Raw genomic sequence first — 24,354 nt, 5'->3', positions numbered from 1 at the left:
GCTACTCCCCGCCCGGTCCGCTGACGCAGACCTGCATGCAGTGGGCAAGCCACGATTCGAGCTGTCCGAGCTCAGTGGTCATCAGCTCGGCGGCCCGCTTGAGGGAGGGGTCTGTGGCCCGGCGATCAATGATCTGCGCCAGCGCTTGGAGCATGGGCAGCGAGGCATCGAGCGATTTGAACAGATGCACCATGGCCTCATCGCGGGCCTGCATACGCCTGGACAGGTCGGCCTGTACGCGCTTGAAGTCTTCCATCAGGTCGAGCATGGCGAACTGGTTATTCGGGCAAGCCGCTCCCGTCAACGCGTCGCCGCGCTGTTCGAAATCAGTCATGGTCAGGTCCTCGTGGCGGGCGCTGGCGCCGTGGCCTTGGGGGAGGGCGCTCGTGCAGTGCCGGCGCCAGATTGGTCTGGATGGATGAGCCGTAGCCGCTCCATCAGCGCGATACCGCGTCGAGGCTTACCGGCCGTGGCTACGAATGCCTGCTGTACCTGATCGCTGACCTCGCACGCCTCGGCGAACCCTTCGCCGGTACCGCGCTGCATGTCATGCGTCCAGACCTCAGCGCCGGGATAGTCCCGCTGAATCTCAGCCGCGACGGCGCCAGCCAGGCTGTGCCCGACCACGGGCGGGATAGCGACCCTGCCGTGCTTGGGTAGGTAGGCGATCACCTGGGTCTCGATATAGCCCGGCTTGATACGGCCATGCAGGGGCGATGGAAAGGTCGAAGGCCGTGCAGGTTGCGACACTGAAACGGTGGGCGTTCCTTGGGGGTGGCAGATCCTCAGCATCTCCGCTGCGGTCCGGCGTGCCTCGGTGAGGCGCTCGGCCAGCTCCGCATCGTCAGGCTGCCGCGAATCGTAGTTCCGGCAGACGGTTGCAATGACGCCAGGACAATCCCGGGTCAGCCGCTCGGCCGCTTCGGAGGCCTGGGCCATGGAGACGAAGGGACCGACCTGGACTGTCATGCGGAGCCCATCTTTCTCGCCACAGTTGAGGATCACGCAAGGCTGGTCAGTGCTGGCCATGGGTCACCCCCTGAGCTTCCAGCGCCTGCAGCGAGCGTGCGACGGTCATGTGGTGGTTGTAGCGCTTGAGGCGGGAGGAAAGGGACGAGTTGGCGGAGAGGGCCGACATGGCCATGGCGCGGTGTGCAGCAGCGCGGGCCAGAAGGGCAGACGGATTGCGGGTAGGGATCATGGGGTGAAGCTCCTTTTGCTGGTAGGAGCTGCCGCCATCGTCGCCAAACGAAGGGAGGCAGCCGTGCGCAGGTTGGCGAACCGGGGCAAAAGGAACCCGGCAGACCTTTCGGTCTCCCACGCACGACCGCCATAACACGGACTTACGGGCACAAAAAAAGCGCCTGCAATCGGTATGGGCGCCTGTGCGCCTTTTGCTACTCGGGTCGCCAAACCCGGTCGCTGAATTTGCAGCGACGGGCGAACGATAGCCACGAGCGAGATTGCTGGCAATGATCTGTATCGACCGTTCGTCGGTGGACTTGAGCGGAATCATGCGGAGGCCTCCCCTACCAGGGCGAGCAGTAGCGGCACAGAAACGCCATCCAGACGGCCTTGGCCATCGTTCAAGGCTTGGGCGACATGGACACGTAGGGCTGCCAGCTCAGCCGACAGGCCGTCGAGGGTGGCGAGCAGACGGCCGGCGTCTGTGAGGCGCTGGTGCAAGAGGGTCCCGCCCTGCATATCGCGTAGGTCGTCGACGTTAGCCGCGGCGAAGGTGATACGCAGGAGTTCGTCCGCCAGGTTGAGCTGGCGCGGACTGCGGTCAGTGGTTGCGAGGTCGGTCATGCTGCGCTGGCCTCCCCGGTGCTGAGGTAGTAGGTAGCGACGCCGATATGCAGCCGCCCCTGATCGTCGTGGACACGGCCGTAGTGCGTGCGGATGTCGTGGCCAGCCTCGCGAAGCTCTTTCACCCGGGCGGCGGGCATCATGATGTTCAGATCGCGGCGTAGCTCGACTGTGTTCGCTGGACCCTCTTGCAGGCGTTCCAGCAAACGCTGGCGTTGCGCAGCACCACTGGTACTATCGACGGCGGAATGCTTGGGGCTGGCCTGTTGGTCGGCCTTTTTTTTGTCCATCAGGCGGCCGCTCCATGAGCCGCATCACGCTCGGCGACCTTCCGCTGCAGCCAGGCCTCCACCTCGGCGACGACGTAGTAGGCGGCAGCCTGGCGGCTGTCGCTGTCCTTGATTGGCTTGGGAAAGGAAGGGTCGCGCTTCTTGAGCTTGTCCAGGCCGCCAGCGGTGATGCCGAGGCGCTGGCAGAGCTTCACCTTGCGAATGAGGCCTTTGGAGAGCAGGGGTTCATCGTTGTGCATTCGTATGGCTCCGAGTGAGTACGGAGCCAGATTGCTGTCACGACGGGGACCCGAATAGCAGGGCGGGATCGACAAAACCCACCCCAAGAAAACGGCCTTGGGTAGGGTGGGGCGCTATGCCCGACAGGGGTGGGTAGGGTTGCACTGAATGACGCGATTCCGCTCTGGTGCAAGGTTTTGAGGGGTGGGTGGGTTAGCCTGGCGTGCGGGGTGATCCCCCGGTGGTTTGCCAATTGGCAACCTTCGCCACCTCCTCAATGCCGGTATTGTTGATCTCGCCATTCCAGACCAAACCCAGTTCGCGGTAGTGGGATTGCATCCAGTCCTTCATAGCCTTGGCCGCCGACTTGCCTGATAGCAAGTTCTCATCTTCCATCGCTTGCCATACTTTCACCGCAGCGGCGAGCTTGGCCGAGTATCTGGGGTGGCGAGCATCAAGGTACTCAGCAGCCATGACTGAGTCAGGGAAGAAGAAACCGCCCGTAATTCCGCGAGCCTTCAGCCATTGCTTCAGCGATTCGACCTCTATCCTGGAGTATGCCGGATCTAATGTCCCAGGCTGATCTCCAACGATATTGCCGTTGATGTCGTACTCACAATAAGGCTCAAGATCGCCCGCGATTTTTTCTTTGCGTAAGGCATTCATCAACGCATGCTTGGCTGCTTGATAGCCGGGAGGTTGCTCCTCTGGCTTCCAGTCTTCGCAATTCGCCCCTTCCTCGCTTGAAGGATCTACGCCTACGATCAACAACGCTGCCTGGATGATCGTGAGTTCGTCATTGAGGCGCCAGTAATCAATTCCTTGCATGATGGGATCTCACTATCAGCTACACCGCCCGCCTGGGCAGCTGTACCACGTTCTGGCCGTCAGGCCTGGCGTATTCGAAGGGGGTCACTGGAGCGATCCGATTTGCGTCCAGGAAGTTGCCCCACCAGTTCAGCATCAGCCGGCGCTCCTCTAGATGCTCGGCCCGGTGGATGTAGGCCGCCCGCACGCTGTTGCGCTCCTTGTGGCTCATCTGTCGCTCTACGGCGTCCTCAGACCACAGGCCGGACTCGACCAGGGCGGAGCAGGCCATCGTCCGGAAGCCGTGGCCGCACACGTCGGCCTGGGTGTCGTAACCCATGCGCCGGAGCGCGGCGTTGATCGTGTTCTCGCTCATGGGCTTACTGGCATAGGCATCGCTCGGGAAAACCAGCTCGCCGTGCCCAGTCATATCCCGTATCTGATCCAGCGTTTCGATTGCCTGAGGCGACAGAGGCACTAAGTGGTCGTCCCTCATCTTGCTCCCGCGGGTGGAGTGCTTGACGCCCTCCAGGGCCGGGCGCTGGCCAGGGATGATCCAGAGCGCCCGCTTGAGGTCGAACTCCGCCCAGCGGGCGAAGCGCAGCTCGCTCGACCGGACGAACACCTGCAGGGTCAGGGTCAGCGCCAGGCGAGTGAGGGGACGGCCGCTGTAGCGCTCAATTCGTCCGGACAGCTCGCCGAGGCGATCCAGGGGGAGGGCGGGACGATGCTTCACTTTCCGTGTGGAAATGGCGCCACCGAGATCCTGGGCGGGGTTGTAATCAAGCTTCCCCGTCTGGGTGGCGTGCCGCATCACAGAGCACAGCCGTTGTTTTAGGCGGGCGGCCATGTCCAGGGCGTCGCGGGCCTCGATGGCGTGCAGGGGCGCCAGCAGGTCGCGGGTCTTCAGCTGCTCAATCGGGCGTTTGCCCAGCATCGGAAATAGGTCTGCCTGCATCTCACGCAGCACACGCTCAGCATGACCGGATGACCATTTGCCGCGCTTCACCTGGGAGGCGTGCCATTCACGGGCGACCGCTTCGAACGTGGTCGCGTTTTGGGCCTTTGCTTCCTCGAGCTTGGCGTACTCGGACGGATCGATGCCCTGGGCAAGCAATGCGCGGGCATCCTGGCGGGCCTGCCTGGCCTTGGCTAGGGTGATGCCCTTACGACCATACTCGCCGATGGTGAGGGTGTTCTCCTGGCCGTTCGGGCGCTTGTATTTGAGGCGCCAGACCTTCAGGCCAGAGGGGCGGATTTCAAGATGCAAGCCTTGGCCGTCATTGAGCTTGATCGGCTTGTCCTGGGGCCTGGCCGCCTCGCACTTTGAGTCGGTCAGGGGGGTAACGGTACGGGCCATTTCATCCCTTTAAGGGTAAAACCAATATCGAATCGGTCGTTACCCTCATTCTTACCCCTAAACCGCGTCGCTGTACATCACCATACAGATTCATACAGGCACAAAAAAACCGGCTCAAGGGCCGGTTTCTCTGTGTTCCGAGGTCATATGGAACCACTCGGATTTATGTTCTTGGTGCCCAGGGACGGAATCGAACCGCCGACACGGGGATTTTCAATCCCCTGCTCTACCAACTGAGCTACCTGGGCAACGGGGCGCATTAAAAGCGTTTCTCGACCCTGTGTCAACAGCGAGCCCAAAAAAATTTAGATTTTTCGGGCGCTTAGGCGTCGACTCAGGCGCTGGGGGGCACGTAGCCTTCAGCCTGGGCGTAGTCTTCACCGGACAGGAACTTGTCCATCTCGGCTTGCAGGAACTTGCGATCCTCGGCGTTCATCATGTTCAGCCGGCGTTCGTTGATGAGCATGGTCTGGTGCTTCTGCCACTCTTCCCAGGCCTGCTTGGAGACGTGCTGGTAGATGTCTTCGCCCTTGGCGCCGGGGTAGGGCGGACGATCGAGGGCGGGCAGCTCCTGCTTGTGCTTGCGGCACATCACGGTGCGGGTCATGCGGGTTCTCCTTTGAGCGCCTGCTCGGCGCGCTTGAGCAGTTTCTGCACCGGGGCGGCGAGGCCCAGGCGCGGCGGGGACGCGAGGTTATACCAAAGCCAGTCGCCCTCGGCCACGCGGTGCTGGCGGTGGTCCACCTGCACCAGCCAGGGTTCGATGGCCAGTTGGAAATGGCTGAAGGTGTGCACCAGGCCGGGCAGCGCCTGGCGTTCGTCGATGGCGAGGCCCTGGCGTTCGGCGAGGGCTTCGAGTTCGGCCACGTCGGCCACCTCCGGCGGACCCCAGAGACCGCCCCAGAGGCCGGTCGAGGGGCGGCGCTGGAGGAGCACGGCATTGGCGTCGTTGACGAACAGCGGCATCAGGGTGCTGCGCTGCGGCAGTGTCTTGCGTGGCTTGGCGGCGGGAAAGTCGGTTTCCTGGCCCAGCAGGTGGGCACGGCAGCCGGGCTTGACCGGGCACAGCAGACAGCTGGGTTTGCTGCGGGTACAGAGGGTGGCGCCCAGGTCCATCATCGCCTGGGTGTAGTGGCCGACCCGCTCGTGAGGCATCAGTCGGTCGGCCACCTCCCACAGACGGCGGGCCACGGCGGGTTCGCCCGGATAGCCGGGAGTGGCGGTATAGCGGGCCAGGACGCGCTTGACGTTGCCATCGAGGATGGGCGCCCGGATGCCCATGCTCAGGCTGGCGATGGCGCCAGCGGTGGAGCGACCGATACCGGGCAATTCGGCCAGGGCCTCGACGCTGCGCGGGAATTCGCCGCCATGGCGCTCGACCACGGTCTTGGCGGCCTTGTGCAGGTTGCGCGCGCGGCTGTAGTAGCCGAGGCCGGTCCAGAGGTGCAGCACCTCGTCTTCCGGCGCCGCGGCCAGGGCCTCGACAGTGGGCAGCGCCTGCATGAAGCGGTCGAAGTAGCCCAGCACGGTGGCGACCTGGGTCTGCTGGAGCATGATCTCCGAGACCCAGACGCGATAGGGCGTCACGCCCTGTTGCCAGGGCAGGTCCTTGCGGCCGTGCAGGTCGTACCAGGCCAGCACGGCGGTACCAAAGGCGTCGTCAGTCATCGGCGTTGCAGCAGCCCTCGGATGGCGTTCTGGATGTCGGGGCTGATTTTATCACCGAGCTTCTCTTCGATTTTTTCGTTCAGACGATTGCCAGCGGCACGGGCGATGATCTGGCCCATGGCCTCGCGATCCAGGCGGCAGGCCTTGGCGCCCAGTTCCAGGGGGCCTCGGCACTGCAGCGGCCACTCGATATCCGCATAGCGCTCGCCGACCCGGCAGCCGGGATCGGCGGCGGCATTGGTGTCGCCCTGCACGGTGATGCCCAGGCGGTAGTCGAGGCCGAGGGTGCGCAGGTCGATGTCGCCCGCGCCCTTTACCGCCAGGCCCGGCACGCTGACGCTGAGGTCCTGGTTGCGGGCCACGCCGTTGACGATGCTGAGGCTGCCGCTCAACTGGCGGAAGGGGGTGTTCTGGCCGCCATGGGGCAGCTCCAGCGGCTTGCGATTGAGCAGGGCGATGCCCTGGCACAACTGGCTTTCGACGTTGGCGTCGATCAGTTGGCCATTGCGCAGGGCGAAGCGCGCGGTGCCGCCCAGGTTGTCGATCAGAGTGCGCTGACTGGCGCCCGCGCTGCGCAGATCGGCGTCCAGGTCCAGCAGGCCTTCCACCGGCGGCTTCTGGCCCTGGGCCTGGAGGATGCGCTCCACCGGCACGCCCTTGATGCGCTCGCGAGCGGTCAGTTGCGGCTGGGCGCCACGTACGTCGAGGGCGCCATTGGCCTCGAAGCGACCGCCGAACAGCTCGCCTTCCAGGGCGCTGAGTTGCAGTTGGCCATCGGCGGCCCTGGCCTTGAGGCTGGCGCCTTCGAAGGGCAGGCGATTGAGGGTCAGGTGTTGCAGACTGAGGTTGACCTCGGCGTCCAGGCTGCGCAGGCGCTCCACTGGCAACAGGGTTTCCTGGCTCCAGGCGTGCTGGGTCGGGGCTTCCGGCAGCGGCGAGTTGCCCTGGGTGGCGATGGCATCGACCTGGGCGACCTCTTCCTGGCGCGCGCCATTGGCCTGGCGCGCCGCGGCGGCCTTGGCCGGCAGATAGCGATCCAGGTCCAGGGCGTCGCCGCTGAGCTGGATACGCAGGGCGCGGCGGGCGATGTCGGCGACGGCGACGCGGCCCTTGAGGGTGCTGTCGTCGAGCTGGAAGTTGAAGTCGTCCAGCGCCAGGGCGTTGCGGCTGGCTTGCACCTGGGCATTCATCTCGAAGCGCTGCAGGGTCTTGGCATCGGCCATGGCCGGCAATTCGACGCCGATACTGTCGAGGAAGGCGCGCAGGTCCAGGCGGGCGATGGAGACGCGCCCGGCCAGCTGCGGATCGGTTTCCAGACCGGTGAGCTTGAGGTCGCCCAGTGCCTTGAGGTCATTGGCAGTGAGCTTGAGGCTGGTCCACTCGGCGGTCTGGGCGCGGCGGTCGACGGCCAGTTGGCCGCTGGCGGAATAGTTGACCACCTTGCCGTTGAAGGGCTCGCCACTGGCGTCGCCGGTCAGCTGGAGATTGTCCAGGGCGTATTGCTGGCTGGCCGGATCGAAGCGCAATTCACCGTTGAGCAGTACCGTGGCGTTGACCGGCGGCTGGGTGGTACTGGCGGTGCCGGCCAGCTTGATGGGAATGGGCGTGCCGGCGTAGATGGCACCGGTCTCCAGATCGATGCCCTCGAAGGCATAGCGGGCGCCGCTGCGGGCGTCGCTGTATTCGACGCGGGAATTGCGCACGGTCAGGCTTTCGACGTTGAGCTTGAGCGGCTGGCGTCCCGCGGTCGGCTCGCCAGACGTGGACGCGTCGGCGGAGGTGTCGGTCGGCGCGGCGCCAGCGTCCGCCTTGGATGCGGGGCGGCCGATTTCAGCCCAGTTGGTACGGCCCTGCTCATCGCGACTGGCGGTGAGATCCAGGCCGTCGATCTTGATGTCGCTCATCTCCAGATCACGGCGCAGCAGCAGCGGCAGCAGGCGGACCGAGAGGATCAGCCGCTGCACCTGGGCCAGCTGGCGGTCGGGGGTGGCGGCGCTGGCCAGGGTGACGTCGTGCAATTCGACGCCCAGCCAGGGAAACAGACTCCAGCCGATGTCGCCCTTGAGTTGCAGGTCGACGTTGGCCTTGTCGCGCGCCAGCTGGCGGAGCTCGTCCTTGTAGTCGTTGGGATCGACCAGATGGGTGAGGGCGAAGCCTGCGGCGACCAGCAGGAGCAGCAGGCCGACGAGGACGATACCCAGCACTTTGGCGAAAGCTTTCATGACGAGGAAATTCCTGTTCCGACGGGCGATGGCGCGACTGGCCAGTATAGGGGCTTGGGCTGGCCGCGATGACATCGAGGTGTCGGCCCTGTGACAGCGGTGGTACTCGCCCGTTTCGTCGGCGGTCTTGCACCGCCCGTACCCTGGTAAATGAGCAGGGGTGGCAGTACGCCAGGGTGCGCTTTAATGTCGCGCACCTCTGGTCGGTTGGCGCCGTTTCTTTGACTCGTTTACGGGGAAGCGTGCAGGGAATGTCTACCGACCTGGACGCTATACACTAGAAAAGGGCTGAACCCATGAGCACTACTCTCACCGCTGGCGGCGCCGCTTCGGCACGTCCAGCTTTCCTGTCCAAGGAGCGCATCGTCGCCCGGCCCGGTTTCAACCGCTGGCTGGTCCCGCCGGCCGCTCTGGCCATCCACCTGTGCATCGGCATGGCCTATGGCTTCTCGGTCTTCTGGCTGCCGCTGTCCAAGGCGATCGGCATCACCGCCGCCGTGGCCTGCCCGGTCGAGATGGGCTTCTTCGAACAGATCTTCAGTGCCACCTGTGACTGGAAGATCTCTCAGCTCGGCTGGATCTACACCCTGTTCTTCATCTTCCTCGGCTGCTCGGCCGCCCTGTTCGGTGGCTGGCTGGAGCACGCCGGTCCGCGCAAGGCCGGCGTCGTCTCGGCGCTGTGCTGGTGCGGTGGTCTGCTGATCTCCGCCCTGGGCATCTATACCCACCAGATCTGGATGCTGTGGCTGGGTTCGGGCGTGATCGGTGGTATCGGTCTGGGCCTAGGCTACATCTCGCCGGTGTCGACCCTGATCAAGTGGTTCCCGGACAAGCGCGGCATGGCGACCGGCATGGCCATCATGGGCTTTGGTGGCGGCGCCATGGTGGGTGCACCCCTGGCCGATGCCCTGATGCGGCACTTCGCGTCGGCCACCGAAATCGGTGTCTGGCAGACCTTCCTGGTCATGGCGGTGATCTACTTCGTGTTCATGATGAGCGGCGCTTTGGGCTACCGCGTGCCGCCGACCGGCTGGAAGCCCGCCGGTTGGACGCCGTCCACCAAGAAGGCCGGCAGCAACATGATCACCAATCGCCACGTCCACGTGAGCAAGATCTGGGGCATCCCGCAATTCTGGCTGGTCTGGGCCGTGCTCTGCCTGAACGTGACCGCCGGCATCGGCATCATCGGCATGGCTTCGCCGCTCCTGCAGGAAGTCTTCGGTGGTCGTCTGCTGGGCAACGGCCTGGCCTACGGTGAACTCAGCGCCGATCAGCTCAAGCAGATCGCCGCCATCGCCGCCGGCTTCACCGGTCTGCTGAGCCTGTTCAACATCGGCGGGCGTTTCTTTTGGGCATCCTTCTCCGATTACATCGGTCGCAAGATGACCTACTTCGTCTTCTTCACCCTGGGCTTCGTGCTCTATGCCATCGTGCCCTGGACCGGTCACCTGGGCAGCGTGGCGCTGTTCGTCTTTGCCTTCTGCCTGATCCTGTCCATGTACGGCGGTGGTTTCGCCACCGTGCCGGCCTACCTCGCCGACCTGTTCGGTACCCAGATGGTCGGCGCCATTCACGGTCGCCTGCTCACCGCCTGGGCCGCCGCCGGCGTCTTCGGTCCGGTGCTGGTCAACTACCTGCGCGAGTACCAGCTGAGCATGGGCATCCCCCGTGCCCAGGTGTACGACATCACCCTGTACATCCTGGCCGGTCTGCTGGTGCTGGGCTTCCTCTGCAACCTGATGGTGCGCCCGGTGGCCGACAAGCACTTCATGACCGAGGCCGAACTCGCCGTCGAGCGCGCCAATGGCCACGACAGCAATGCTGGCAGCGCCCAGGTGCTGGAGTGGAGCGCCGATCCCAAGACCAAGCCGCTGGCCATCGCCGCCTGGCTGGCCGTGGGCATCCCGCTGGCCTGGGGTATCTGGATCACCCTGCAAAAGACCGCCGCGCTGTTCAGCTGAGTCACAGCCGAATCAAGCGGTAACGGGGCGTCCCCACGCGGGCGCCCCTGGCGGTGGGACGCCTCGTCCCGCCGCGCTTTCGATCCAGTCCTCGCGCCCCTATAATATCGGCCCTTTCGCCCACCGATTTTCGCGGAGCAGGCTATGGCCGAACGCAAGGCAACCGTCGAGCGCAACACCCTGGAAACCCAGGTCAAGGTATCCCTGGATCTGGACGGCACGGGCGCGGCGCGCTTCGACACCGGGGTCCCCTTCCTCGAGCACATGCTCGACCAGATCGCCCGCCATGGGCTGATCGACCTCGATATCCACTGCCGCGGCGACCTGCACATCGACGACCACCACACGGTGGAAGACATCGGCATCACCCTCGGCCAGGCCTTCGCCAAGGCCGTCGGCGACAAGAAGGGCATCCAGCGCTATGGCCATGCCTATGTGCCCCTGGACGAGGCCCTGTCACGCGTCGTCATCGACTTCTCCGGCCGGCCCGGCCTGCACTGGAACGTGCCCTTCACCCGCGCCACCGTGGGCCGCATGGACGTCGATCTGTTCCTCGAATTCTTCCAGGGCTTCACCAACCACGCCCAGGTGACCCTGCACGTCGACAACCTGCGCGGGGTCAATAGCCACCACCAGATCGAGACGGTGTTCAAGGCCTTTGGCCGCGCCCTGCGCATGGCCCTTGCCGAAGATCCGCGCATGGCCGGTGTCATGCCCTCCACCAAGGGGTGCCTGTGATGCAGACGGTAGCCGTCATCGACTATGGCATGGGCAACCTGCACTCCGTGGCCAAGGCCCTGGAGCATGCCGGTAGCCACCAGGTGCTGGTGACCGGCGATCCCGCGGTGATCCGCGAGGCGGACCGCATCGTCCTGCCCGGCGTCGGCGCCATCCGCGATTGCATGGCCGAGATCCGCCGCCAGGGCATCGATGAGCTGGTCCGCGAAGTCAGCCAGGATCGTCCCTTCCTCGGCGTCTGCGTCGGCATGCAGGCGCTGATGCAGCGCAGCGAAGAGAACGGCGGGGTGGACTGCATCGGCCTGTTCCCCGGCGCCGTGCGGCGTTTCCCGGGCGGCATGCAGGAAGAGGGCGAGACCCTCAAGGTGCCGCACATGGGCTGGAACGAGGTCAGCCACGTGCTTGACCATCCGCTCTGGCACGGTATCCCCGATCGCGCCCGCTTCTATTTCGTGCACAGCTTCTATGTCGAGGCCGGCAATCCGCGCCAGGTGGTCGGTCGCGGCCACTACGGCCTGGACTTCGCCGCGGCCCTGGCCGACGGCTCGCGCTTCGCCACCCAGTTCCACCCCGAGAAGAGCGCCGACTGCGGTCTGCAGCTCTATGCCAACTTCCTCGCCTGGGACGGCCGCTGGTAATGGCGCGCAAGCCGTCCGCGCCGCTGGTCAGGCTCGAACCCGAGCAGACCCAGCGCCTGGTCACGGCCTTGCAGACCCTGCTGGACGATAGCTTCGAGGTCCGCCTGGGGCGGTTCGAAGTCGAGGAGCTGCTGGATTTCTTCGCCCGCGAGTGCGGGCCGCTGTACTACAACAAGGCGGTTGCCGACGTGCAGGCCCTGCTCAGGGAGCGCGTCGACAGCCTGGAAAGCGACATCTGGGCGCTGGAAAAGCCCTAGACCGCCCTCACCCCCGAGCCAAGGTATTGCCATGCTGATCATCCCCGCCATCGACCTCAAGGACGGCGCCTGCGTCCGCCTGCGCCAGGGGCGCATGGAAGACTCCACCGTGTTCTCCGACGATCCCGTGGCCATGGCCGCCCAGTGGGTCGACGGCGGCTGCCGCCGGCTGCACCTGGTGGATCTCAACGGCGCCTTCGAGGGCCAGCCGGTCAATGGCGAGGTGGTCACCGCCATCGCCAAGCGCTATCCCGGCCTGCCGATCCAGATCGGCGGCGGCATCCGCTCGCTGGAGACCATCGAGCACTATGTGCGTGCCGGCGTCAGCTACGTGATCATCGGCACCAAGGCGGTCAAGCAGCCGGAATTCGTCGGTGAAGCCTGCCGCGCCTTCCCCGGCAAGGTCATCGTCGGCCTGGATGCCAAGGACGGCTTCGTCGCCACCGACGGCTGGGCCGAGGTCAGCGAACTGCAGGTCACCGACCTGGCTCGCCGCTTCGAGGCCGACGGCGTCAGCGCTATCGTCTACACCGACATCGCCCGCGACGGCATGATGCAGGGCTGCAACGTGCCGGCCACCCGCGCCCTGGCCGAAGCCACCAGCATCCCGGTGATCGCCTCCGGCGGCATCCACAACCTGGGTGACATCCAGAAGCTGCTCGACGCCCGCAGCCCGGGCATCATCGGCGCCATCACCGGCCGGGCGATCTACGAGGGCACCCTCGACGTCGCCGAGGCCCAGGCGCTGTGCGACAACTTCAAGGTCTGAGGGCCATGGCAATGATCGAATGCTCTTCGCTCGATGAGGTTCGCGCCGCGATCGACGAACTCGATCAGCAGATCGTCCAGTTACTGGCAGCGCGCGGCGCCTGTGTACGGCAGGCGGCACGCTTCAAGAAGGACGATGCTGCGGTGCGTGCGCCACAGCGAGTCGAGCAGGTCATCGCCAAGGTCAAGGCGCTGGCCTCGAGGCTGAAGCGTCACCGGTAGTAGTCGAGCAGGTCTACCGGGCGATGATTGCCGCATTCATCGACGCTGAGTTGGCGGAGCACGCCACCTTGCAGCAACGTACCTGACTTCGTTTTCTGGAGAGATACATGGCGCTGGCGAAACGCATCATCCCCTGCCTGGACGTGGACAATGGCCGCGTGGTCAAGGGCGTCAAGTTCGAGAACATCCGCGATGCCGGTGATCCGGTGGAGATCGCCCGCCGCTACAACGAGCAGGGCGCCGACGAGATCACCTTTCTCGACATCACCGCCAGTCACCAGGGCCGCGACACCACCCTGCACACCGTGGAACGCATGGCCAGCCAGGTGTTCATCCCGCTGACCGTGGGCGGCGGCGTGCGCACCGTGCAGGACATCCGCAACCTGCTCAACGCCGGTGCCGACAAGGTCTCGATCAACACCGCGGCGGTCTTCACCCCCGAGTTCGTCGGCGAAGCCGCGGCGCGCTTCGGTTCCCAGTGCATCGTGGTGGCCATCGACGCCAAGCGCGTCAGCGGCCCCGACGAAACCCCGCGCTGGGAGATCTTCACCCATGGCGGGCGCAAGCCCACCGGTCTCGACGCCGTGGCCTGGGCGCAGAAGATGGAAGGCCTGGGCGCCGGCGAGATCCTGCTCACCAGCATGGACCAGGACGGCATGAAGAACGGCTTCGACCTGGGCGTGACCCGCGCCGTCAGCGAGGCGGTGGGCATCCCGGTGATCGCCTCGGGTGGCGTCGGCAATCTGCAGCACCTGGCCGACGGCATCCTCGAAGGCAAGGCCTCTGCGGTGCTGGCCGCGAGCATCTTCCATTTCGGCGAATGCACCATTCCCGAGGCTAAACGGTACCTGGCCGAAAAAGGGATTGTGATACGCTCCACAAAATCTTAAGCACCGGCGGGGCCGGCAGGGAGAGGGGCGTGCGCAAGGGAGTCTGGGCCTGCTTGGCCGGTTTGCTGCTGGTATCCACCGCGGTCAGGGCGGAGCTTCCGGCGGGTTATCAGCTGACACTGCTGACGGAAAACTTCCCGCCCTACAACTTCTCCGTCGATGGCAAGAATTTCGCTCGCGAAGGCGACCTCAAGGGCATCGCCGTCGACATGGTCCGCGAGATGTGCACGCGGGCCGGCATCTCCTACAACCTCACCCTGAGATTTCCCTGGGAGCGGATCTACGGCATGGCCCTGGATCAGCCCGACCATGGCGTCTTCGTCACCGCCCGGCTGCCGGAGCGCGAGGCTTTGTTCAAGTGGGTCGGTCCCATCGGCCCGGACGATTGGGTCCTGCTCGGTCGCGCCGACAGCCACCTGCAACTGCGCAGCCTGGACGATGTCCGCAAGCAGCAGCTCAGGATCGGCGCCTACAAGGGCGACGCCATCGCCGAGAGTCTCGTCCAGCAGGGCTTCCAGCCGGATCTTGCGCTGCGCGATCAGGAAAACGTGCAGCGCCTGGTCAAGGGACAGATCGATGTCTGGGCCACCGGAGATCCCGCCGGTCGCTACCTGGCCCGCCAGGAAGACGTGACCGGACTCAAGATGCTGCTGCGCTTCAACAGCGGCGAGCTGTTCCTGGCGCTGAACAAGCAGACCCCCGACGAGGTGGTACAGAAGCTGCAGAAGGCCCTCGACGAGATGCGCCAGAGCGGTGCGGTTCAGACCATCTTCAATCGTTATCTGTGATCCCGGCGGGCCGAGCGATCGGCGCGGACGGTCGCCTGAGGAGAGAGCTATGCGCAAGTCCTGGTTGGCCATCGCCGCCGTGCTGTTGAGTTGCACCTTCGGCCTGGGGACAGCCCGGGCGGAATTGCCAGCGGGCTATCGCGTGGTGCTGCTGACCGAGAACTTCCCGCCCTTCAACATGGCGGTGGACGACAAGAACTTCGCGCGTGACGACGCCATCGACGGCATCAGCGCCGATCTGGTGCGCGAGATGTTCAAGCGCGCCGGGATCGACTACAACCTCTCGCTGCGCTTTCCCTGGGATCGCATCTACAACCTGACCCTGGAAAGCCCCAACTACGCGCTGTTCTCCGTGTCGCGCACCGAGTCCAGGCTGCCGCTGTTCAAGTGGGTCGGGCCGCTGGGCAAGACCCGCAAGGTGTTCATGGCGCTGGCCGGCAGCACCCTCAAGGTGCCAGACCTGGCCACGGCAGCCCGGCTGCGCGTCGGTGCCTACAAGAATTCCGCCGTGAGCCTGATGATTCAGGAAAAGGGCATCGTCCCCATCGATGCCCTGCGTGATCAGGAGAACATCGCCAAATTGCAGAAGGGCGAGATCGACGTCTGGGCCACCACCGACGTGGTCGCCCGTTACCTGGCCAAGCAGCAGGGCGTCAGCAACCTGCAGACCCTGCTCAGCTTCCAGGAATCCGACCTCTACCTGGCCCTGAACAAGGACACCCCCGACGAGGTGGTGACCCGCCTGCAGCAGGCCCTGGATGCCATGCGCCGCGAAGGCCTGGTCGACAGCATCACCAACAACTATCTCTAATGCGGTGCCGCGTGGCGGGCGCCTGGCGAGTTGCGCTGGAGGTGAGCATTCGCTAGCGCCCTGTCTGCACGCGAGCTGCCAGGGGTTCCGTATTGGCCCGGCAGCTGGACGGGGCCGCGAAGCCTTGACGACCGAGGTGAGGCCAGCCGCAGTGAGCGCTGAACGTTGTAAAGGGATACTCAACGAAACCTCGGAAATGCGGCCTTGTGTCGCCAGGGAGTTGCAATGCAAAAGCTGTGGTTGCGTCTTGCAGGGGTACTGCTGGGTTGCACGCTGGGCTTGACCCAGGCCCGTGCCGAGCTGCCGGATTACTATCAGGTCGTGCTCCTGACCGAAAATTATCCTCCCTTCAACATGTCGGTCGATGACAAGAACTTCGCCCGCGATGACGCCATCGACGGTATCGCCACCGATGTCGTCCGCGAGATGTTCAGGCGTGCGGGCATCAAGTACAGCCTTTCGCTGCGCTTCCCCTGGGACCGCATCTATCGGCTGACCCAGGAGACGCCCAACTACGGACTCTTCTCCGTCGCCTACACCGAGGCGCGCAAGGATCAGTTCAAATGGGTGGGGCCCTTTGGCCGATCGAGCTGGACCCTGCAGGCGTTGCCTGGCAGCAAGCTGGACGTCAAGACGCTCAAGGACGCCGCCCGCTATCGCATCGGTACCTATCGCAACGATGTGATCAGCAAGACGCTGACCGCCCAGGGCATTCCGGTCATCGACGCCCTGCGCGATCAGGAGAACGTCGACAAACTGGTGAAGGGCCAGATCGATATCTGGGCAACCGCCGATCCTGTCGGTCGCTATCTCGCCAAGCAGCAGGGGGTGACCGGCTTGCAGACGCTGCTGCGCTTCAACGAGGTGGATCAGTATCTGGCGCTGAACAAGGACACGCCTGACGAGGTGGTGATACGCCTCAGGGCGGCGCTGGAGCAGATGCGCAAGGAAGGGGTGATCGACAGCATCACCAACAACTACCTCTGACGCCTGGAGGCCGGTCGCTAGCGATAGCGACCAGCGCGGCCGTGCCCGGCCATGGCCTGGTTGGCACGCAGGGCGATCATCTGCGGCAGGTCGATGACCTCCACGCCCTGGGCCTTGAGCAGCGGCAACTGCTGGGCCAGCACCGCCAGGGTCGCCGGGTGCGGATGGCCGATCAGCACGGCGCTGCCCTGGCGCTTGGCCAGACGCACGCCTTCGGCCAGTTGCGCGGCCACGGCTGCCGGAGTCGCCTCGTTGTCCAGGAAGACATCGCGCGAGACGCTGGCCAGGCCGATCTTCTGGGCCTCCGCGGCGGCCACGGTGGCAGCGCTGGTGCGGCTGTCGAGAAACAGCAGGTGGCGCTCCTGCAGGACCTGCATCAACTCGGCCATGGCCGGTCGGTCGGCGGTCATGCGACTGCCTTCGTGGTTGTTCACCCCATCCGCCTCGGGAACCCGTTCCAGCGCTCGATCGAGGCGTTGCAGGCGCTCGGCCGAGGACATTTCCGGATGCCAGGCATAGGGGCCGCCGGCCGGGTCCATGGGCAGGTGCAGCAACACGGTGCGCCCGGCGCGATGGGCCTGGGCGGCCAGCTCGGCGGCGTAGCGGGTCTCGGGGATGATGGCCAGGACCACCGGCGCGGGTAGCGCCAGGACCTGGCGATCCCGGGCCGGATTCTGGCCGAGATCGTCGATGACGATGGTCAGCTGCGCGGTGGCGGCCTGGGCCAGACCGCTGGCCAGGGCGAGCACCCCGGCCAGTAACCAACGTCCCATCCTCACGGGGTATGGGTGACGTTGAGCCCCTTGAGCAGCGACAGCGCCTGAGAGAGCTGGAAGTCGTCATCCTGCGGCCGCGGACTCTGGTTGGGCGCCTTGCTGCCGGTGGGCCGATCGGCGCCGCCGTTGCCATTGCCCAGGTGACCGGCCAGATCCGCTTCGCGGAAGTATTCGTCGCCACCGCTCTGCGGGGTGACCTTGGCCGGCGCCACGGCGATGTCCGGGGTGATGCCCTGGGCCTGGATGGAGCGACCGTTCGGCGTGTAGTAGAGCGCCGTGGTGAGCTTGAGCGCCCGGTCGTTGTTGAGCGGCAGCACCGTCTGCACCGAGCCCTTGCCGAAGCTGTCGGTACCCATGAGGATGCCGCGCTTGGAGTCCTGCAGGGCGCCAGCGACGATTTCCGCGGCCGAGGCACTGCCGCCGTTGATCAGCACCACCAGCGGTACCTTCTCGCTGGGATCGGCGGCATCGGCCGAGAAGCGCAGTTCGGAATTGGGCAGTCGACCCTTGGTGTAGACGATCAGGCCATGGGTCATGAAGGCATCGGCCACCTCGACCGCCGACTGCAGCACCCCACCCGGGTTGTTGCGCAGGTCGAGGATCAGGCCCTTGAGCTTGCCCTTGTTCTCCTGGCGCAGCTTGGCGAGCGCCTTGACCGTCTCTTCGCCGGTGTTGACCTGGAACTGCGAGATGCGCAGCAGGCCATAGCCGGATTCGAGCACCTGGCTCTTGACGCTGTTGACCTTGATCACCGCCCGCGCCAGCTTGACGTCGAACGGCTGGCCACCACCGCGGACGATGGTCAGCACGATGGGGCTGCCCGGCTTGCCGCGCATCTTGTCGACTGCTTCGTTGATGGCCTGGCCCTTGGTTGGCTGGCCGTCGATCTTGACGATCAGGTCGCCCGGTTGCAGGCGCGCCTTGGCCGCCGGGGTGTCGTCGATGGGCGAGACCACCTTGATGAAGCCGTTTTCCTGGCCGACTTCCAGGCCCAGGCCGCCGAATTCACCGCTGGTGGTTTCCTGCAGCTCGGCGAAGTCCTTGGGTTCCAGGTAGGCCGAATGCGGATCCAGGTTGCTGAGCATGCCCTTGATGGCGTTTTCCAGCAGGACCTTGTCGGACACCGGCTCCACATAAGCCGCCTTGATGCGGTCGAACACCTCGGCAAAGGTGCGCAGCTCGTCCAAGGGCAGCGGAGCGCTGGCCGGAGCCGCGGGCGCGGTGCCCGATGCGACCGGCGTCACTGCAGCCGGCGTGCTCTGCGACGATTGCGCCTGGACGACTCCAACGCCGCTGAACAGCAGGGCGAGGACCAGGACGGTGGGACGAAAGCGATGCGGCATGTGCAGCTCCTAAACCGAGGTGTGTCGCACTATCCCTGAGCACGGCACCAGATGACCGGGTCCGTTGGGCGGCCCTGTTGGCGGATGGCGAAGTACAAGGCGGAGGCTTCCTGACCGCCGCTGGCGCCGACGGTCGCAATGGCATCTCCGGCCTTGACCACGTCACCTGCAGACTTGAGCAGGCTCTGATTATGTCCGTACAGGCTGAGATAGCCATTCCCATGATCGATGATAACCAGTTGGCCGGCGCCCCTTAGCCAGTCGGCGAAGACCACCCGGCCGTCGTGTACCGCCTTGACCCGGGTGCCGGCACCGGCGGCGATCAGGACACCGTCCCATTTCGCGCGGGGATCGTCGCCGCGGGCACTGCCGAAACGGGCCACCAGGCGACCATCGACCGGCCAGGGCAGCTTGCCGCGCGCATTGGCGAAGGCACCGCCATAGGCAGGTGCTGCACTAGACACCGCCAGCTCCGGGGCGTTCGAGGGGCGCGAGGCTTTCGGCTCGCTTTGCGCCTGGCGCCGTGCCGCTTCCCGCGCCTGGGCAGCGCGAGCTTCGGCCAGTTGCCGTTGGCGGGCCTCCTCGGCTTCGCGGGCCTGACGCGCGAGGGTTTCCTCGATGGTCTTGAGCACCTTGTTCAGGGCTGCCTGATCCTGCTCGCGGCTTTCGATCTCGCGACTCTTGTCGCGGTAGTCCGCATTGATCTTGGCCAGGGCCGCCTGGCGCTCCTTGCGCACCTCGGCCAGCTCCGCCTGACGCTTCTCCAGGTCTTCCCGACGCGCGACCAGCTCACCCTGTTCCTGCTGGATGCCCTGTTCCACCTCGCGCAATTCGCGCAGGGTGTCGTTGAAGCTGGCGAGCTGATCCAGGCGGGTGCGATTCAGGTAGTTGTAGTAGGTGAGGGTGCGACTGACCTTTTCCGGATGCTCCTGATTGAGCAGCAGCTTGAGGTATTCCTGGCGCCCGCTCTGGTAGGCGGCGCGCACCTGCACGGCGATCAGCTTCTGTTGCTCAGCGCGAGACTGGTCGAGCTTCTTCTTGCGCCCGTCCAGCTCTTGCAGCTTTTTTTCGCCGTTCTCCAGCTGCTTCTGCAGCGAGTCGACCTGCTTTTCCAACTCGCCCATCTGGGTCTCGGTGCCCTGCAGCTGCTTCTGCACGCCGGACTTCTCGGCCTGCACCTGCTTGAGTACCTTCTGCATCTCCTGGATTTCCCGGCGGGTCTGCTCGATCTGCCGCTGGGTGTCGGCGCGGTCGTCGGCCAGGGCGGGAGCGAGAACGCTGGCAAGCAGGAAAAGGGCAAGAACGGGGCGCATGCGAGGTCGTACGTTTCAAGGGCGAAGCGCCTAGTATGCCCGTCACATCCGGCAAAAAAAACGGCAAGGCACGCCGTTCAGCGTTCACGGCCCGACCAGGCGGCCAGGCTGCGAACGAGGGGGCATTTCTGTTTCAGTAACCCACGGTGAAACGGGTGCGGTGGTGGACAGGCCGTTCGGCCTCGTCCAGCAGGGCCACGGCGAAGTCCTCGTAGGAGATATGGCTGTCACCGGCCGCATCGAACAGCAGGGCATCGTCGCCCAGACGGAAGCTACCGGTACGCTCGCCGGGCGCGAAGACCATCTGCGGACTGACGAAAACCCAATCGAGGTCGCTGACCCCGCGCAGGGCATCCAGGGTGGCGATGCCGGCTTCGGCTTCAGTGCGGTATTCCGCGGGAAAGCCAGGGGCGTCGAACAGTCGTGCGCCGTCCGGCAGGCGCAGGCTGGCGGCGCCGCCGACGATCAGCAGGCGCGGGATGCCGGTGGCCCGGGCGAAGTCGATCAGGGTGCCTGGTGCGATGTCGGCGAATCTCAGGCTGCTGATCAACACCTCGTGACCGGCCAGGGCCTTGGCGGCCCGCGGATCGGTGACATCGCCGGCGACCACGGTCAGGCCGGCGCGGGACGCCAGGCGCGCGGGATCCCGTACCAGGGTGGTGACCTGGTGGCCGCGGGAGAGGGCTTCGTCGAGCAGACGGCTGCCGACGTTGCCGGTGGCGCCGAGCAGGGCGATGGAGGTCATGGCTTGGATTCCTCGGAAATGAAGGGAAGCCAAGCCTAGGCAGAGCGGCGAAAGCCGCCAAGGAGGCAGTTTGAGATGAGCTGGTTACCTGCGGATAACCCGGGGTCGCCGAGGGTATGGCGCCATCGGGGGGCTGTGTATACTGGCCAGCATTTTTAGCCCTCCCTGGATAGCTCTTTCATTATGGAATTTCTCGGTCGGGTGGTCGAATTCGCCACCCATCATCCGCTTCTCGTCGCCGCCTTCCTCGCCATCGTCGCCCTGATGCTGTTCAACGAGACCCGTAGGGGCGGTCGCAGCCTGTCCACCGGCGAACTCACCAATCTGGTCAATCGCGAAGAGGGTGTGGTGCTCGACATCCGCCCGAGCAAGGACTTCGCCGCCGGGCATATCGTCGGCGCGCTGAACATCGCTCAGGAGAAAGTCGCCAGCAGCCTGTCTCTACTGGAGAAGCACAAGGCCAAGACCCTGATCGTGGTGGACAGTGCCGGCCAGCAAGCCGGTGCCGTGTGCGGCGAGCTGCAGAAGGCCGGCTTCACCGCCGCTCGACTGAATGGCGGTATCGCCACCTGGCGTGCAGAAAATCTGCCCCTGGTGAAGTGACCCCCTAGCGTGGCCGTTCCATCGGCCACTGGAGACCGCGCATGTCTGACGTCGTCATCTATACCAGCGCCTGGTGTCCCTATTGCCATCGTGCCAAGCACCTGCTCGATCGCAAGAACGTGGCCTATCGGGAAATTTCCGTTGACGGCCAGCCGGCGCTGCGCAGTGAAATGGCCCGCAAGGCCGGTCGCACCAGCGTGCCGCAGATCTGGGTCGGCAGCACCCACGTCGGCGGTTGCGACGACCTCTATGCCCTAGACCGAAGCGGGCGTCTCGATCCGCTGCTGTCCGCCTGACCAACACTCATCACTCAAGGCCCTACCATGACCGACCAAGCCAATGGCGCCCAGGAAGACGGCGCTCAGTTCTCTCTCCAGCGCATCTACATCCGTGACCTGTCCTTCGAAGCGCCCAAGAGCCCCGAGATCTTTCGTCAGGACTGGCAGCCCAACGTCAACCTGGACCTGGCCACTCGCCAGAAGACGCTGGGTGACGACTTCCACGAAGTGGTGCTGACCCTGACCGTGACCGTCAAGAACAACGAAGAGACCGCCTTCATCGCCGAAGTGCAGCAGGGTGGCATCTTCCTGATCAAGGGCCTGGACGCCGCGTCCATGGCCCATGCCTTGGGCGCCTTCTGCCCCAACATCCTGTTCCCCTACGCCCGTGAGGCGCTGGACAACATGGTGGTGCGTGGCTCCTTCCCCGCGCTGATGCTGCAGCCGGTGAACTTCGACGCCCTCTACGCCCAGGAACTGGCGCGCATGCAGACCGCTGGCGAAGCCTGATCGGCTCCACCGCGATGACGAACGCCCCTTGCGAGGGGCGTTCTGCTGTCTGGCCCCGGGTCTCTTGGGAAATGCCTAGGCCTTGTCTGCCTCTCGCTCGCGCGCCTTTGTGCTCGCTCTGAGCTTGCGACTGGCGCGCCAGAGATCGAAGCTGAACACCGCAAGACCGGTCCAGATGCAGAGAAAGGCGAACAGCCGCTCACGGGGGAAGGGCTCGTCATAGAGCCAGACCGCCTGGATCAGTACCAGGGTCGGCGCCAGGTACTGCAAAAAGCCCAGGGTCGAATAGGGCAGCTTGCGCGCCGCGGCGTTGAAGCACAGCAGCGGGATCAGGGTGACTGGTCCGGCCAGCACGATCAGCAGGCCCAGGGAAGACTGCCAGGTCTCGGCCTGCAAGCTCACCCCAGGGGTCAGCAGCGGCAGCGCGACCAGGGCGATCGGCACCAGCATCCAGCTCTCCGCCACCATGCCCGGCAGCGCGGCCACCGGCGTCTGCCGCCGCACCAGGCCATAGAAGGCGAAGCTCAGCGCCAGAGCCAGGGAAACCCAGGGCAGTTGCCCCAGGGTCCACAGCTGCTGGGCCACGCCGAGCACCGCCAGGCCCACGGCGATCCATTGCAGCGGGCGCAGGCGTTCACCGAGGAGCACCAGGGCGAGCAGGATGTTGACCAGCGGATTGATGTAGTAGCCCAGGCTGGCCTCGACCACGTGAGCGTTGTTGACCGCCCAGATGTAGACCAGCCAGTTGCAGGCCACCAGCGCGCCGGATACGGCCAACCAAAGTAGCCGTTTGGGATGAGCGCGCAGCTCCGCCCACCAGCCGCGATGGCGCCAGACCAACAGCAGCAGGGCGCTGAACAGGGCGGACCAGAGGATGCGCTGGAACAGGATCTCGGTCGCCGGCAGGGCCGCCAGCAGTTTGAAGAACAGCGGAAACAAGCCCCACAGCCCATAGGCGGTGAGGCCCAGGGCATAACCCTGGCGCAAGGCAGACATGAGGGATCCTTAGGCAGGCAACGTTCTTGTCCGGGCAGGATAGCTCAAGGGACGGCGGGATGTGGGCTGAGGTGGTGCGCTTGTGGTGTGACCGTCGCGACGGTCGATCGCGGCCATGGCGGTCCGCCAATGCGGCCGCTCGTACGAAAAGTCCGGTGCCTGTAGGAGCGGCCCATGGCCGCGATCAGTGTTGTAGCGTGGAAAACGGCGCAGCCTTTTCCATTGGAGAAGTCCTCATGAGGCGTACCCTCACCCCGGCCCTCTCCCAGGGGAGAGGGGTATTCGGGCGCCCAGGCTAGAACAGTCGCAACGGCGCCTCGTCCAGGGCGGCGCGCTGTTCGCGCAGGGTCAGGATCTGATCGCCCCAGTAGCGTTCGCTGCCGAACCAGGGAAAGCTCTTGGGAAAGGCCGGATCGTCCCAGCGACGTGCCAGCCAGGCGCTGTAGTGCATCAGGCGCAGGGTCCGCAGCCCCTCGATCAGGGCCAGCTCGCGCGGCTGGAAATCGTGGAATTCCTCGTAGCCGTCCATCAGCTCGGACAGCTGCGTCAGCCGCTCCTGGCGATCACCGGCCAGCAGCATCCAGAGATCCTGCATGGCCGGACCGTGGCGGCAGTCGTCGAGGTCGACGATGTGGTAGGCATCGTCGCGGCAGAGCAGGTTGCCCGGGTGGCAGTCACCGTGCAGGCGGATGACGTCGTAGCTGACGCTCTCGAAGAGTTCGTCGAGGCGCAAGAGCAGGTCGCGCGCCACGGATTCATAGGCGGGCAGCAGGCTCTTGGGAATGAAGTTGCCGGTGAGCAGGGTGTCCAGCGAGGCATGACCGTAGCCCTGGACGTCCAGCGACTCACGGTGCTGGAAGGGCCGGCTGGCACCCACCGCATGCAGCCGACCGAGCAACTGGCCGAGGCGATGCAACTGATTGAGATCGCCTGGCTCCGGCGCGCGACCGCCACGGCGGGGAAAGAGTGCGAAGCGAAAGCCGGCATGGGTGAACAGCGTCTGGCCGTCGCGCTGCAAGGGCGCGACCACGGGCACCTCGCGCTCCTCCAGTTCGGCGGAAAAGGCGTGTTCTTCCAGAATGGCCGCGTCGGTCCAGCGATCCGGGCGATAGAACTTGGCGATCAGCGGGGTCTCGGCTTCGATGCCGATCTGATAGACGCGATTCTCGTAGCTGTTGAGCGCCAGCACCCGGGCATCGCTGAGATAGCCCAGGCTTTCGATGGCGTCGATGACGAGGTCGGGACTCAGATTTTCGAACGGATGAGACATGGCGCGCTCCTCGGTCACGGGGGACGATGGCGATTGCCACCCTGCATCCGGGAGATGCTAGCGCATGCCCGAGCCCCATGGCGAA

The 24,354-nt window shown here is 65.2% G+C and carries 29 protein-coding genes, 1 tRNA gene and 1 pseudogene; 13 read left to right on the top strand and 18 right to left on the bottom strand.

Annotated elements, in window-relative coordinates; all coding sequences use genetic code 11:
• Position 1: 1 nt before the first annotated feature.
• The 12 genes from NRG74_RS15725 to NRG74_RS15670 form a co-directional block, all read right to left on the bottom strand.
• Positions 2-334, bottom strand: coding sequence for a hypothetical protein (locus tag NRG74_RS15725; RefSeq protein WP_257704738.1), 333 nt, complete (start codon positions 332-334; stop codon positions 2-4).
• Between the two features lie 2 nt (positions 335-336).
• Positions 337-1,029 (bottom strand): hypothetical protein, encoded by a 693-nt coding sequence (locus NRG74_RS15720; protein WP_257704737.1) that lies wholly within the window; start codon positions 1,027-1,029, stop codon positions 337-339.
• On the bottom strand, positions 1,016-1,201 hold the full coding sequence (locus NRG74_RS15715) for a hypothetical protein (RefSeq protein WP_437181153.1): 186 nt from the start codon (positions 1,199-1,201) through the stop codon (positions 1,016-1,018). The genes NRG74_RS15720 and NRG74_RS15715 overlap by 14 nt, the downstream gene beginning before the upstream one ends.
• A 311-nt stretch (positions 1,202-1,512) precedes the next feature.
• Complete coding sequence (locus tag NRG74_RS15710; RefSeq protein ID WP_257704736.1) at positions 1,513-1,809, bottom strand: hypothetical protein; 297 nt, start codon at positions 1,807-1,809, stop codon at positions 1,513-1,515.
• Complete coding sequence (locus NRG74_RS15705; protein WP_307773953.1) at positions 1,806-2,099, bottom strand: helix-turn-helix domain-containing protein; 294 nt, start codon at positions 2,097-2,099, stop codon at positions 1,806-1,808. Before NRG74_RS15705 ends, NRG74_RS15710 begins: the two co-directional genes overlap by 4 nt.
• Positions 2,099-2,338, bottom strand: coding sequence for a helix-turn-helix transcriptional regulator (locus tag NRG74_RS15700; RefSeq protein WP_257704735.1), 240 nt, complete (start codon positions 2,336-2,338; stop codon positions 2,099-2,101). The genes NRG74_RS15705 and NRG74_RS15700 overlap by 1 nt, the downstream gene beginning before the upstream one ends.
• A 193-nt stretch (positions 2,339-2,531) precedes the next feature.
• Positions 2,532-3,146, bottom strand: a complete 615-nt coding sequence (locus NRG74_RS15695) for a hypothetical protein (protein WP_257704734.1) — start codon at positions 3,144-3,146, stop codon at positions 2,532-2,534.
• Between the two features lie 19 nt (positions 3,147-3,165).
• Entirely contained in the window at positions 3,166-4,485 is a 1,320-nt protein-coding gene (locus NRG74_RS15690) for a tyrosine-type recombinase/integrase (protein ID WP_257704733.1), read from the bottom strand.
• Between the two features lie 172 nt (positions 4,486-4,657).
• Positions 4,658-4,733 (bottom strand) — tRNA-Phe (locus NRG74_RS15685).
• 86 nt (positions 4,734-4,819) lie between these two features.
• Positions 4,820-5,092: an oxidative damage protection protein gene (locus NRG74_RS15680; protein WP_017639567.1), complete on the bottom strand. Its 273-nt coding sequence runs from the start codon at positions 5,090-5,092 to the stop codon at positions 4,820-4,822.
• Positions 5,089-6,153: an A/G-specific adenine glycosylase gene (gene mutY, locus NRG74_RS15675; protein ID WP_017639566.1), complete on the bottom strand. Its 1,065-nt coding sequence runs from the start codon at positions 6,151-6,153 to the stop codon at positions 5,089-5,091. The genes NRG74_RS15680 and mutY overlap by 4 nt, the downstream gene beginning before the upstream one ends.
• Entirely contained in the window at positions 6,150-8,375 is a 2,226-nt protein-coding gene (locus NRG74_RS15670; RefSeq protein WP_257704732.1) for an AsmA family protein, read from the bottom strand. Before NRG74_RS15670 ends, mutY begins: the two co-directional genes overlap by 4 nt.
• Positions 8,376-8,671: 296 nt before the next feature.
• Here NRG74_RS15670 and NRG74_RS15665 point away from each other — a divergent pair, with 296 nt between their 5' ends.
• The 10 genes and pseudogenes from NRG74_RS15665 (at position 8,672) to NRG74_RS15620 (ending at position 16,435) form a co-directional block, all read left to right on the top strand.
• Positions 8,672-10,336, top strand: coding sequence for an OFA family MFS transporter (locus NRG74_RS15665; protein ID WP_017639564.1), 1,665 nt, complete (start codon positions 8,672-8,674; stop codon positions 10,334-10,336).
• A gap of 144 nt (positions 10,337-10,480) precedes the next feature.
• On the top strand, positions 10,481-11,074 hold the full coding sequence (gene hisB, locus NRG74_RS15660; RefSeq protein WP_007159790.1) for an imidazoleglycerol-phosphate dehydratase HisB: 594 nt from the start codon (positions 10,481-10,483) through the stop codon (positions 11,072-11,074).
• Entirely contained in the window at positions 11,074-11,712 is a 639-nt protein-coding gene (gene hisH, locus NRG74_RS15655; protein ID WP_007159789.1) for an imidazole glycerol phosphate synthase subunit HisH, read from the top strand. The genes hisB and hisH overlap by 1 nt, the downstream gene beginning before the upstream one ends.
• Positions 11,712-11,969: a DUF2164 domain-containing protein gene (locus tag NRG74_RS15650; RefSeq protein ID WP_064306838.1), complete on the top strand. Its 258-nt coding sequence runs from the start codon at positions 11,712-11,714 to the stop codon at positions 11,967-11,969. Before hisH ends, NRG74_RS15650 begins: the two co-directional genes overlap by 1 nt.
• 31 nt (positions 11,970-12,000) lie before the next feature.
• Entirely contained in the window at positions 12,001-12,738 is a 738-nt protein-coding gene (hisA, locus tag NRG74_RS15645) for a 1-(5-phosphoribosyl)-5-[(5-phosphoribosylamino)methylideneamino]imidazole-4-carboxamide isomerase (protein WP_017639562.1), read from the top strand.
• Between the two features lie 11 nt (positions 12,739-12,749).
• Positions 12,750-13,045 (top strand): annotated as a pseudogene (locus NRG74_RS15640) (chorismate mutase).
• 21 nt (positions 13,046-13,066) lie between these two features.
• On the top strand, positions 13,067-13,849 hold the full coding sequence (gene hisF / locus NRG74_RS15635; protein ID WP_017639560.1) for an imidazole glycerol phosphate synthase subunit HisF: 783 nt from the start codon (positions 13,067-13,069) through the stop codon (positions 13,847-13,849).
• A 29-nt stretch (positions 13,850-13,878) separates the two neighbouring features.
• Positions 13,879-14,637, top strand: coding sequence for a substrate-binding periplasmic protein (locus NRG74_RS15630; protein WP_026083672.1), 759 nt, complete (start codon positions 13,879-13,881; stop codon positions 14,635-14,637).
• A gap of 49 nt (positions 14,638-14,686) precedes the next feature.
• A complete protein-coding gene (locus tag NRG74_RS15625) occupies positions 14,687-15,448 on the top strand; it encodes a substrate-binding periplasmic protein (RefSeq protein ID WP_257704731.1) in 762 nt (253 codons plus the stop codon).
• Between the two features lie 225 nt (positions 15,449-15,673).
• Entirely contained in the window at positions 15,674-16,435 is a 762-nt protein-coding gene (locus NRG74_RS15620; RefSeq protein WP_257704730.1) for a substrate-binding periplasmic protein, read from the top strand.
• Positions 16,436-16,452: 17 nt separating this feature from the next.
• Here NRG74_RS15620 and NRG74_RS15615 read toward each other — a convergent pair whose 3' ends face one another.
• The 4 genes from NRG74_RS15615 to NRG74_RS15600 form a co-directional block, all read right to left on the bottom strand.
• The gene (locus NRG74_RS15615) at positions 16,453-17,208 is read right to left on the bottom strand and encodes a divergent polysaccharide deacetylase family protein (RefSeq protein WP_257704729.1); all 756 of its coding nucleotides are present in this window, start codon (positions 17,206-17,208) and stop codon (positions 16,453-16,455) included.
• A gap of 2 nt (positions 17,209-17,210) precedes the next feature.
• The gene (locus NRG74_RS15610; protein WP_064306832.1) at positions 17,211-18,554 is read right to left on the bottom strand and encodes a S41 family peptidase; all 1,344 of its coding nucleotides are present in this window, start codon (positions 18,552-18,554) and stop codon (positions 17,211-17,213) included.
• A gap of 29 nt (positions 18,555-18,583) precedes the next feature.
• Positions 18,584-19,867 (bottom strand): murein hydrolase activator EnvC family protein, encoded by a 1,284-nt coding sequence (locus NRG74_RS15605; protein WP_257704728.1) that lies wholly within the window; start codon positions 19,865-19,867, stop codon positions 18,584-18,586.
• A gap of 133 nt (positions 19,868-20,000) precedes the next feature.
• Complete coding sequence (locus NRG74_RS15600) at positions 20,001-20,612, bottom strand: NAD(P)-dependent oxidoreductase (RefSeq protein ID WP_257704727.1); 612 nt, start codon at positions 20,610-20,612, stop codon at positions 20,001-20,003.
• A gap of 183 nt (positions 20,613-20,795) precedes the next feature.
• On the opposite strand from NRG74_RS15600, the gene NRG74_RS15595 reads away from it, so the two are divergent.
• Genes NRG74_RS15595 through secB form a run of 3 tightly spaced genes read left to right on the top strand, consistent with a single transcriptional unit; the run spans position 20,796 to position 22,003 of the window.
• Positions 20,796-21,215: a rhodanese-like domain-containing protein gene (locus NRG74_RS15595; protein ID WP_017639552.1), complete on the top strand. Its 420-nt coding sequence runs from the start codon at positions 20,796-20,798 to the stop codon at positions 21,213-21,215.
• A gap of 41 nt (positions 21,216-21,256) precedes the next feature.
• Positions 21,257-21,511, top strand: coding sequence for a glutaredoxin 3 (gene grxC, locus NRG74_RS15590; protein WP_017639551.1), 255 nt, complete (start codon positions 21,257-21,259; stop codon positions 21,509-21,511).
• Positions 21,512-21,538: 27 nt separating this feature from the next.
• Positions 21,539-22,003, top strand: a complete 465-nt coding sequence (gene secB / locus NRG74_RS15585) for a protein-export chaperone SecB (RefSeq protein WP_007159775.1) — start codon at positions 21,539-21,541, stop codon at positions 22,001-22,003.
• Positions 22,004-22,078: 75 nt separating this feature from the next.
• Here the strand turns inward: secB and rarD are convergent, their stop codons facing one another.
• Positions 22,079-22,999 carry an EamA family transporter RarD gene (gene rarD / locus NRG74_RS15580; protein ID WP_257704726.1) on the bottom strand — a complete coding sequence of 307 codons (921 nt, stop codon included), beginning with the start codon at positions 22,997-22,999 and terminating at the stop codon, positions 22,079-22,081.
• 295 nt (positions 23,000-23,294) lie between these two features.
• Complete coding sequence (locus NRG74_RS15575; RefSeq protein WP_064306828.1) at positions 23,295-24,269, bottom strand: serine/threonine protein kinase; 975 nt, start codon at positions 24,267-24,269, stop codon at positions 23,295-23,297.
• Positions 24,270-24,354 lie beyond the last annotated feature (85 nt).

The organism is Pseudomonas oryzihabitans, from assembly GCF_024652905.1.
In the GTDB taxonomy this organism is placed as follows: domain Bacteria; phylum Pseudomonadota; class Gammaproteobacteria; order Pseudomonadales; family Pseudomonadaceae; genus Chryseomonas; species Chryseomonas benzopyrenica.
This window is presented reverse-complemented; position numbering and strand designations above follow the sequence as displayed.

Excerpts from the sequence above, each read along its gene's own strand:
- NRG74_RS15725 (WP_257704738.1), bottom strand. The coding sequence starts at position 334 with ATGACTGATTTCGAACAGCGCGGCGACGCGTTGACGGGAGCGGCTTGC.
- NRG74_RS15720 (WP_257704737.1), bottom strand. The coding sequence starts at position 1,029 with ATGGCCAGCACTGACCAGCCTTGCGTGATCCTCAACTGTGGCGAGAAA.
- NRG74_RS15715 (WP_437181153.1), bottom strand. The coding sequence starts at position 1,201 with ATGATCCCTACCCGCAATCCGTCTGCCCTTCTGGCCCGCGCTGCTGCA.
- NRG74_RS15710 (WP_257704736.1), bottom strand. The coding sequence starts at position 1,809 with ATGACCGACCTCGCAACCACTGACCGCAGTCCGCGCCAGCTCAACCTG.
- NRG74_RS15705 (WP_307773953.1), bottom strand. The coding sequence starts at position 2,099 with ATGGACAAAAAAAAGGCCGACCAACAGGCCAGCCCCAAGCATTCCGCC.
- NRG74_RS15700 (WP_257704735.1), bottom strand. The coding sequence starts at position 2,338 with ATGCACAACGATGAACCCCTGCTCTCCAAAGGCCTCATTCGCAAGGTG.
- NRG74_RS15695 (WP_257704734.1), bottom strand. The coding sequence starts at position 3,146 with ATGCAAGGAATTGATTACTGGCGCCTCAATGACGAACTCACGATCATC.
- NRG74_RS15690 (WP_257704733.1), bottom strand. The coding sequence starts at position 4,485 with ATGGCCCGTACCGTTACCCCCCTGACCGACTCAAAGTGCGAGGCGGCC.
- NRG74_RS15680 (WP_017639567.1), bottom strand. The coding sequence starts at position 5,092 with ATGACCCGCACCGTGATGTGCCGCAAGCACAAGCAGGAGCTGCCCGCC.
- mutY (WP_017639566.1), bottom strand. The coding sequence starts at position 6,153 with ATGACTGACGACGCCTTTGGTACCGCCGTGCTGGCCTGGTACGACCTG.
- NRG74_RS15670 (WP_257704732.1), bottom strand. The coding sequence starts at position 8,375 with ATGAAAGCTTTCGCCAAAGTGCTGGGTATCGTCCTCGTCGGCCTGCTG.
- NRG74_RS15665 (WP_017639564.1), top strand. The coding sequence starts at position 8,672 with ATGAGCACTACTCTCACCGCTGGCGGCGCCGCTTCGGCACGTCCAGCT.
- hisB (WP_007159790.1), top strand. The coding sequence starts at position 10,481 with ATGGCCGAACGCAAGGCAACCGTCGAGCGCAACACCCTGGAAACCCAG.
- hisH (WP_007159789.1), top strand. The coding sequence starts at position 11,074 with ATGCAGACGGTAGCCGTCATCGACTATGGCATGGGCAACCTGCACTCC.
- NRG74_RS15650 (WP_064306838.1), top strand. The coding sequence starts at position 11,712 with ATGGCGCGCAAGCCGTCCGCGCCGCTGGTCAGGCTCGAACCCGAGCAG.
- hisA (WP_017639562.1), top strand. The coding sequence starts at position 12,001 with ATGCTGATCATCCCCGCCATCGACCTCAAGGACGGCGCCTGCGTCCGC.
- hisF (WP_017639560.1), top strand. The coding sequence starts at position 13,067 with ATGGCGCTGGCGAAACGCATCATCCCCTGCCTGGACGTGGACAATGGC.
- NRG74_RS15625 (WP_257704731.1), top strand. The coding sequence starts at position 14,687 with ATGCGCAAGTCCTGGTTGGCCATCGCCGCCGTGCTGTTGAGTTGCACC.
- NRG74_RS15620 (WP_257704730.1), top strand. The coding sequence starts at position 15,674 with ATGCAAAAGCTGTGGTTGCGTCTTGCAGGGGTACTGCTGGGTTGCACG.
- NRG74_RS15615 (WP_257704729.1), bottom strand. The coding sequence starts at position 17,208 with ATGGGACGTTGGTTACTGGCCGGGGTGCTCGCCCTGGCCAGCGGTCTG.
- NRG74_RS15610 (WP_064306832.1), bottom strand. The coding sequence starts at position 18,554 with ATGCCGCATCGCTTTCGTCCCACCGTCCTGGTCCTCGCCCTGCTGTTC.
- NRG74_RS15605 (WP_257704728.1), bottom strand. The coding sequence starts at position 19,867 with ATGCGCCCCGTTCTTGCCCTTTTCCTGCTTGCCAGCGTTCTCGCTCCC.
- NRG74_RS15600 (WP_257704727.1), bottom strand. The coding sequence starts at position 20,612 with ATGACCTCCATCGCCCTGCTCGGCGCCACCGGCAACGTCGGCAGCCGT.
- NRG74_RS15595 (WP_017639552.1), top strand. The coding sequence starts at position 20,796 with ATGGAATTTCTCGGTCGGGTGGTCGAATTCGCCACCCATCATCCGCTT.
- grxC (WP_017639551.1), top strand. The coding sequence starts at position 21,257 with ATGTCTGACGTCGTCATCTATACCAGCGCCTGGTGTCCCTATTGCCAT.
- secB (WP_007159775.1), top strand. The coding sequence starts at position 21,539 with ATGACCGACCAAGCCAATGGCGCCCAGGAAGACGGCGCTCAGTTCTCT.
- rarD (WP_257704726.1), bottom strand. The coding sequence starts at position 22,999 with ATGTCTGCCTTGCGCCAGGGTTATGCCCTGGGCCTCACCGCCTATGGG.
- NRG74_RS15575 (WP_064306828.1), bottom strand. The coding sequence starts at position 24,269 with ATGTCTCATCCGTTCGAAAATCTGAGTCCCGACCTCGTCATCGACGCC.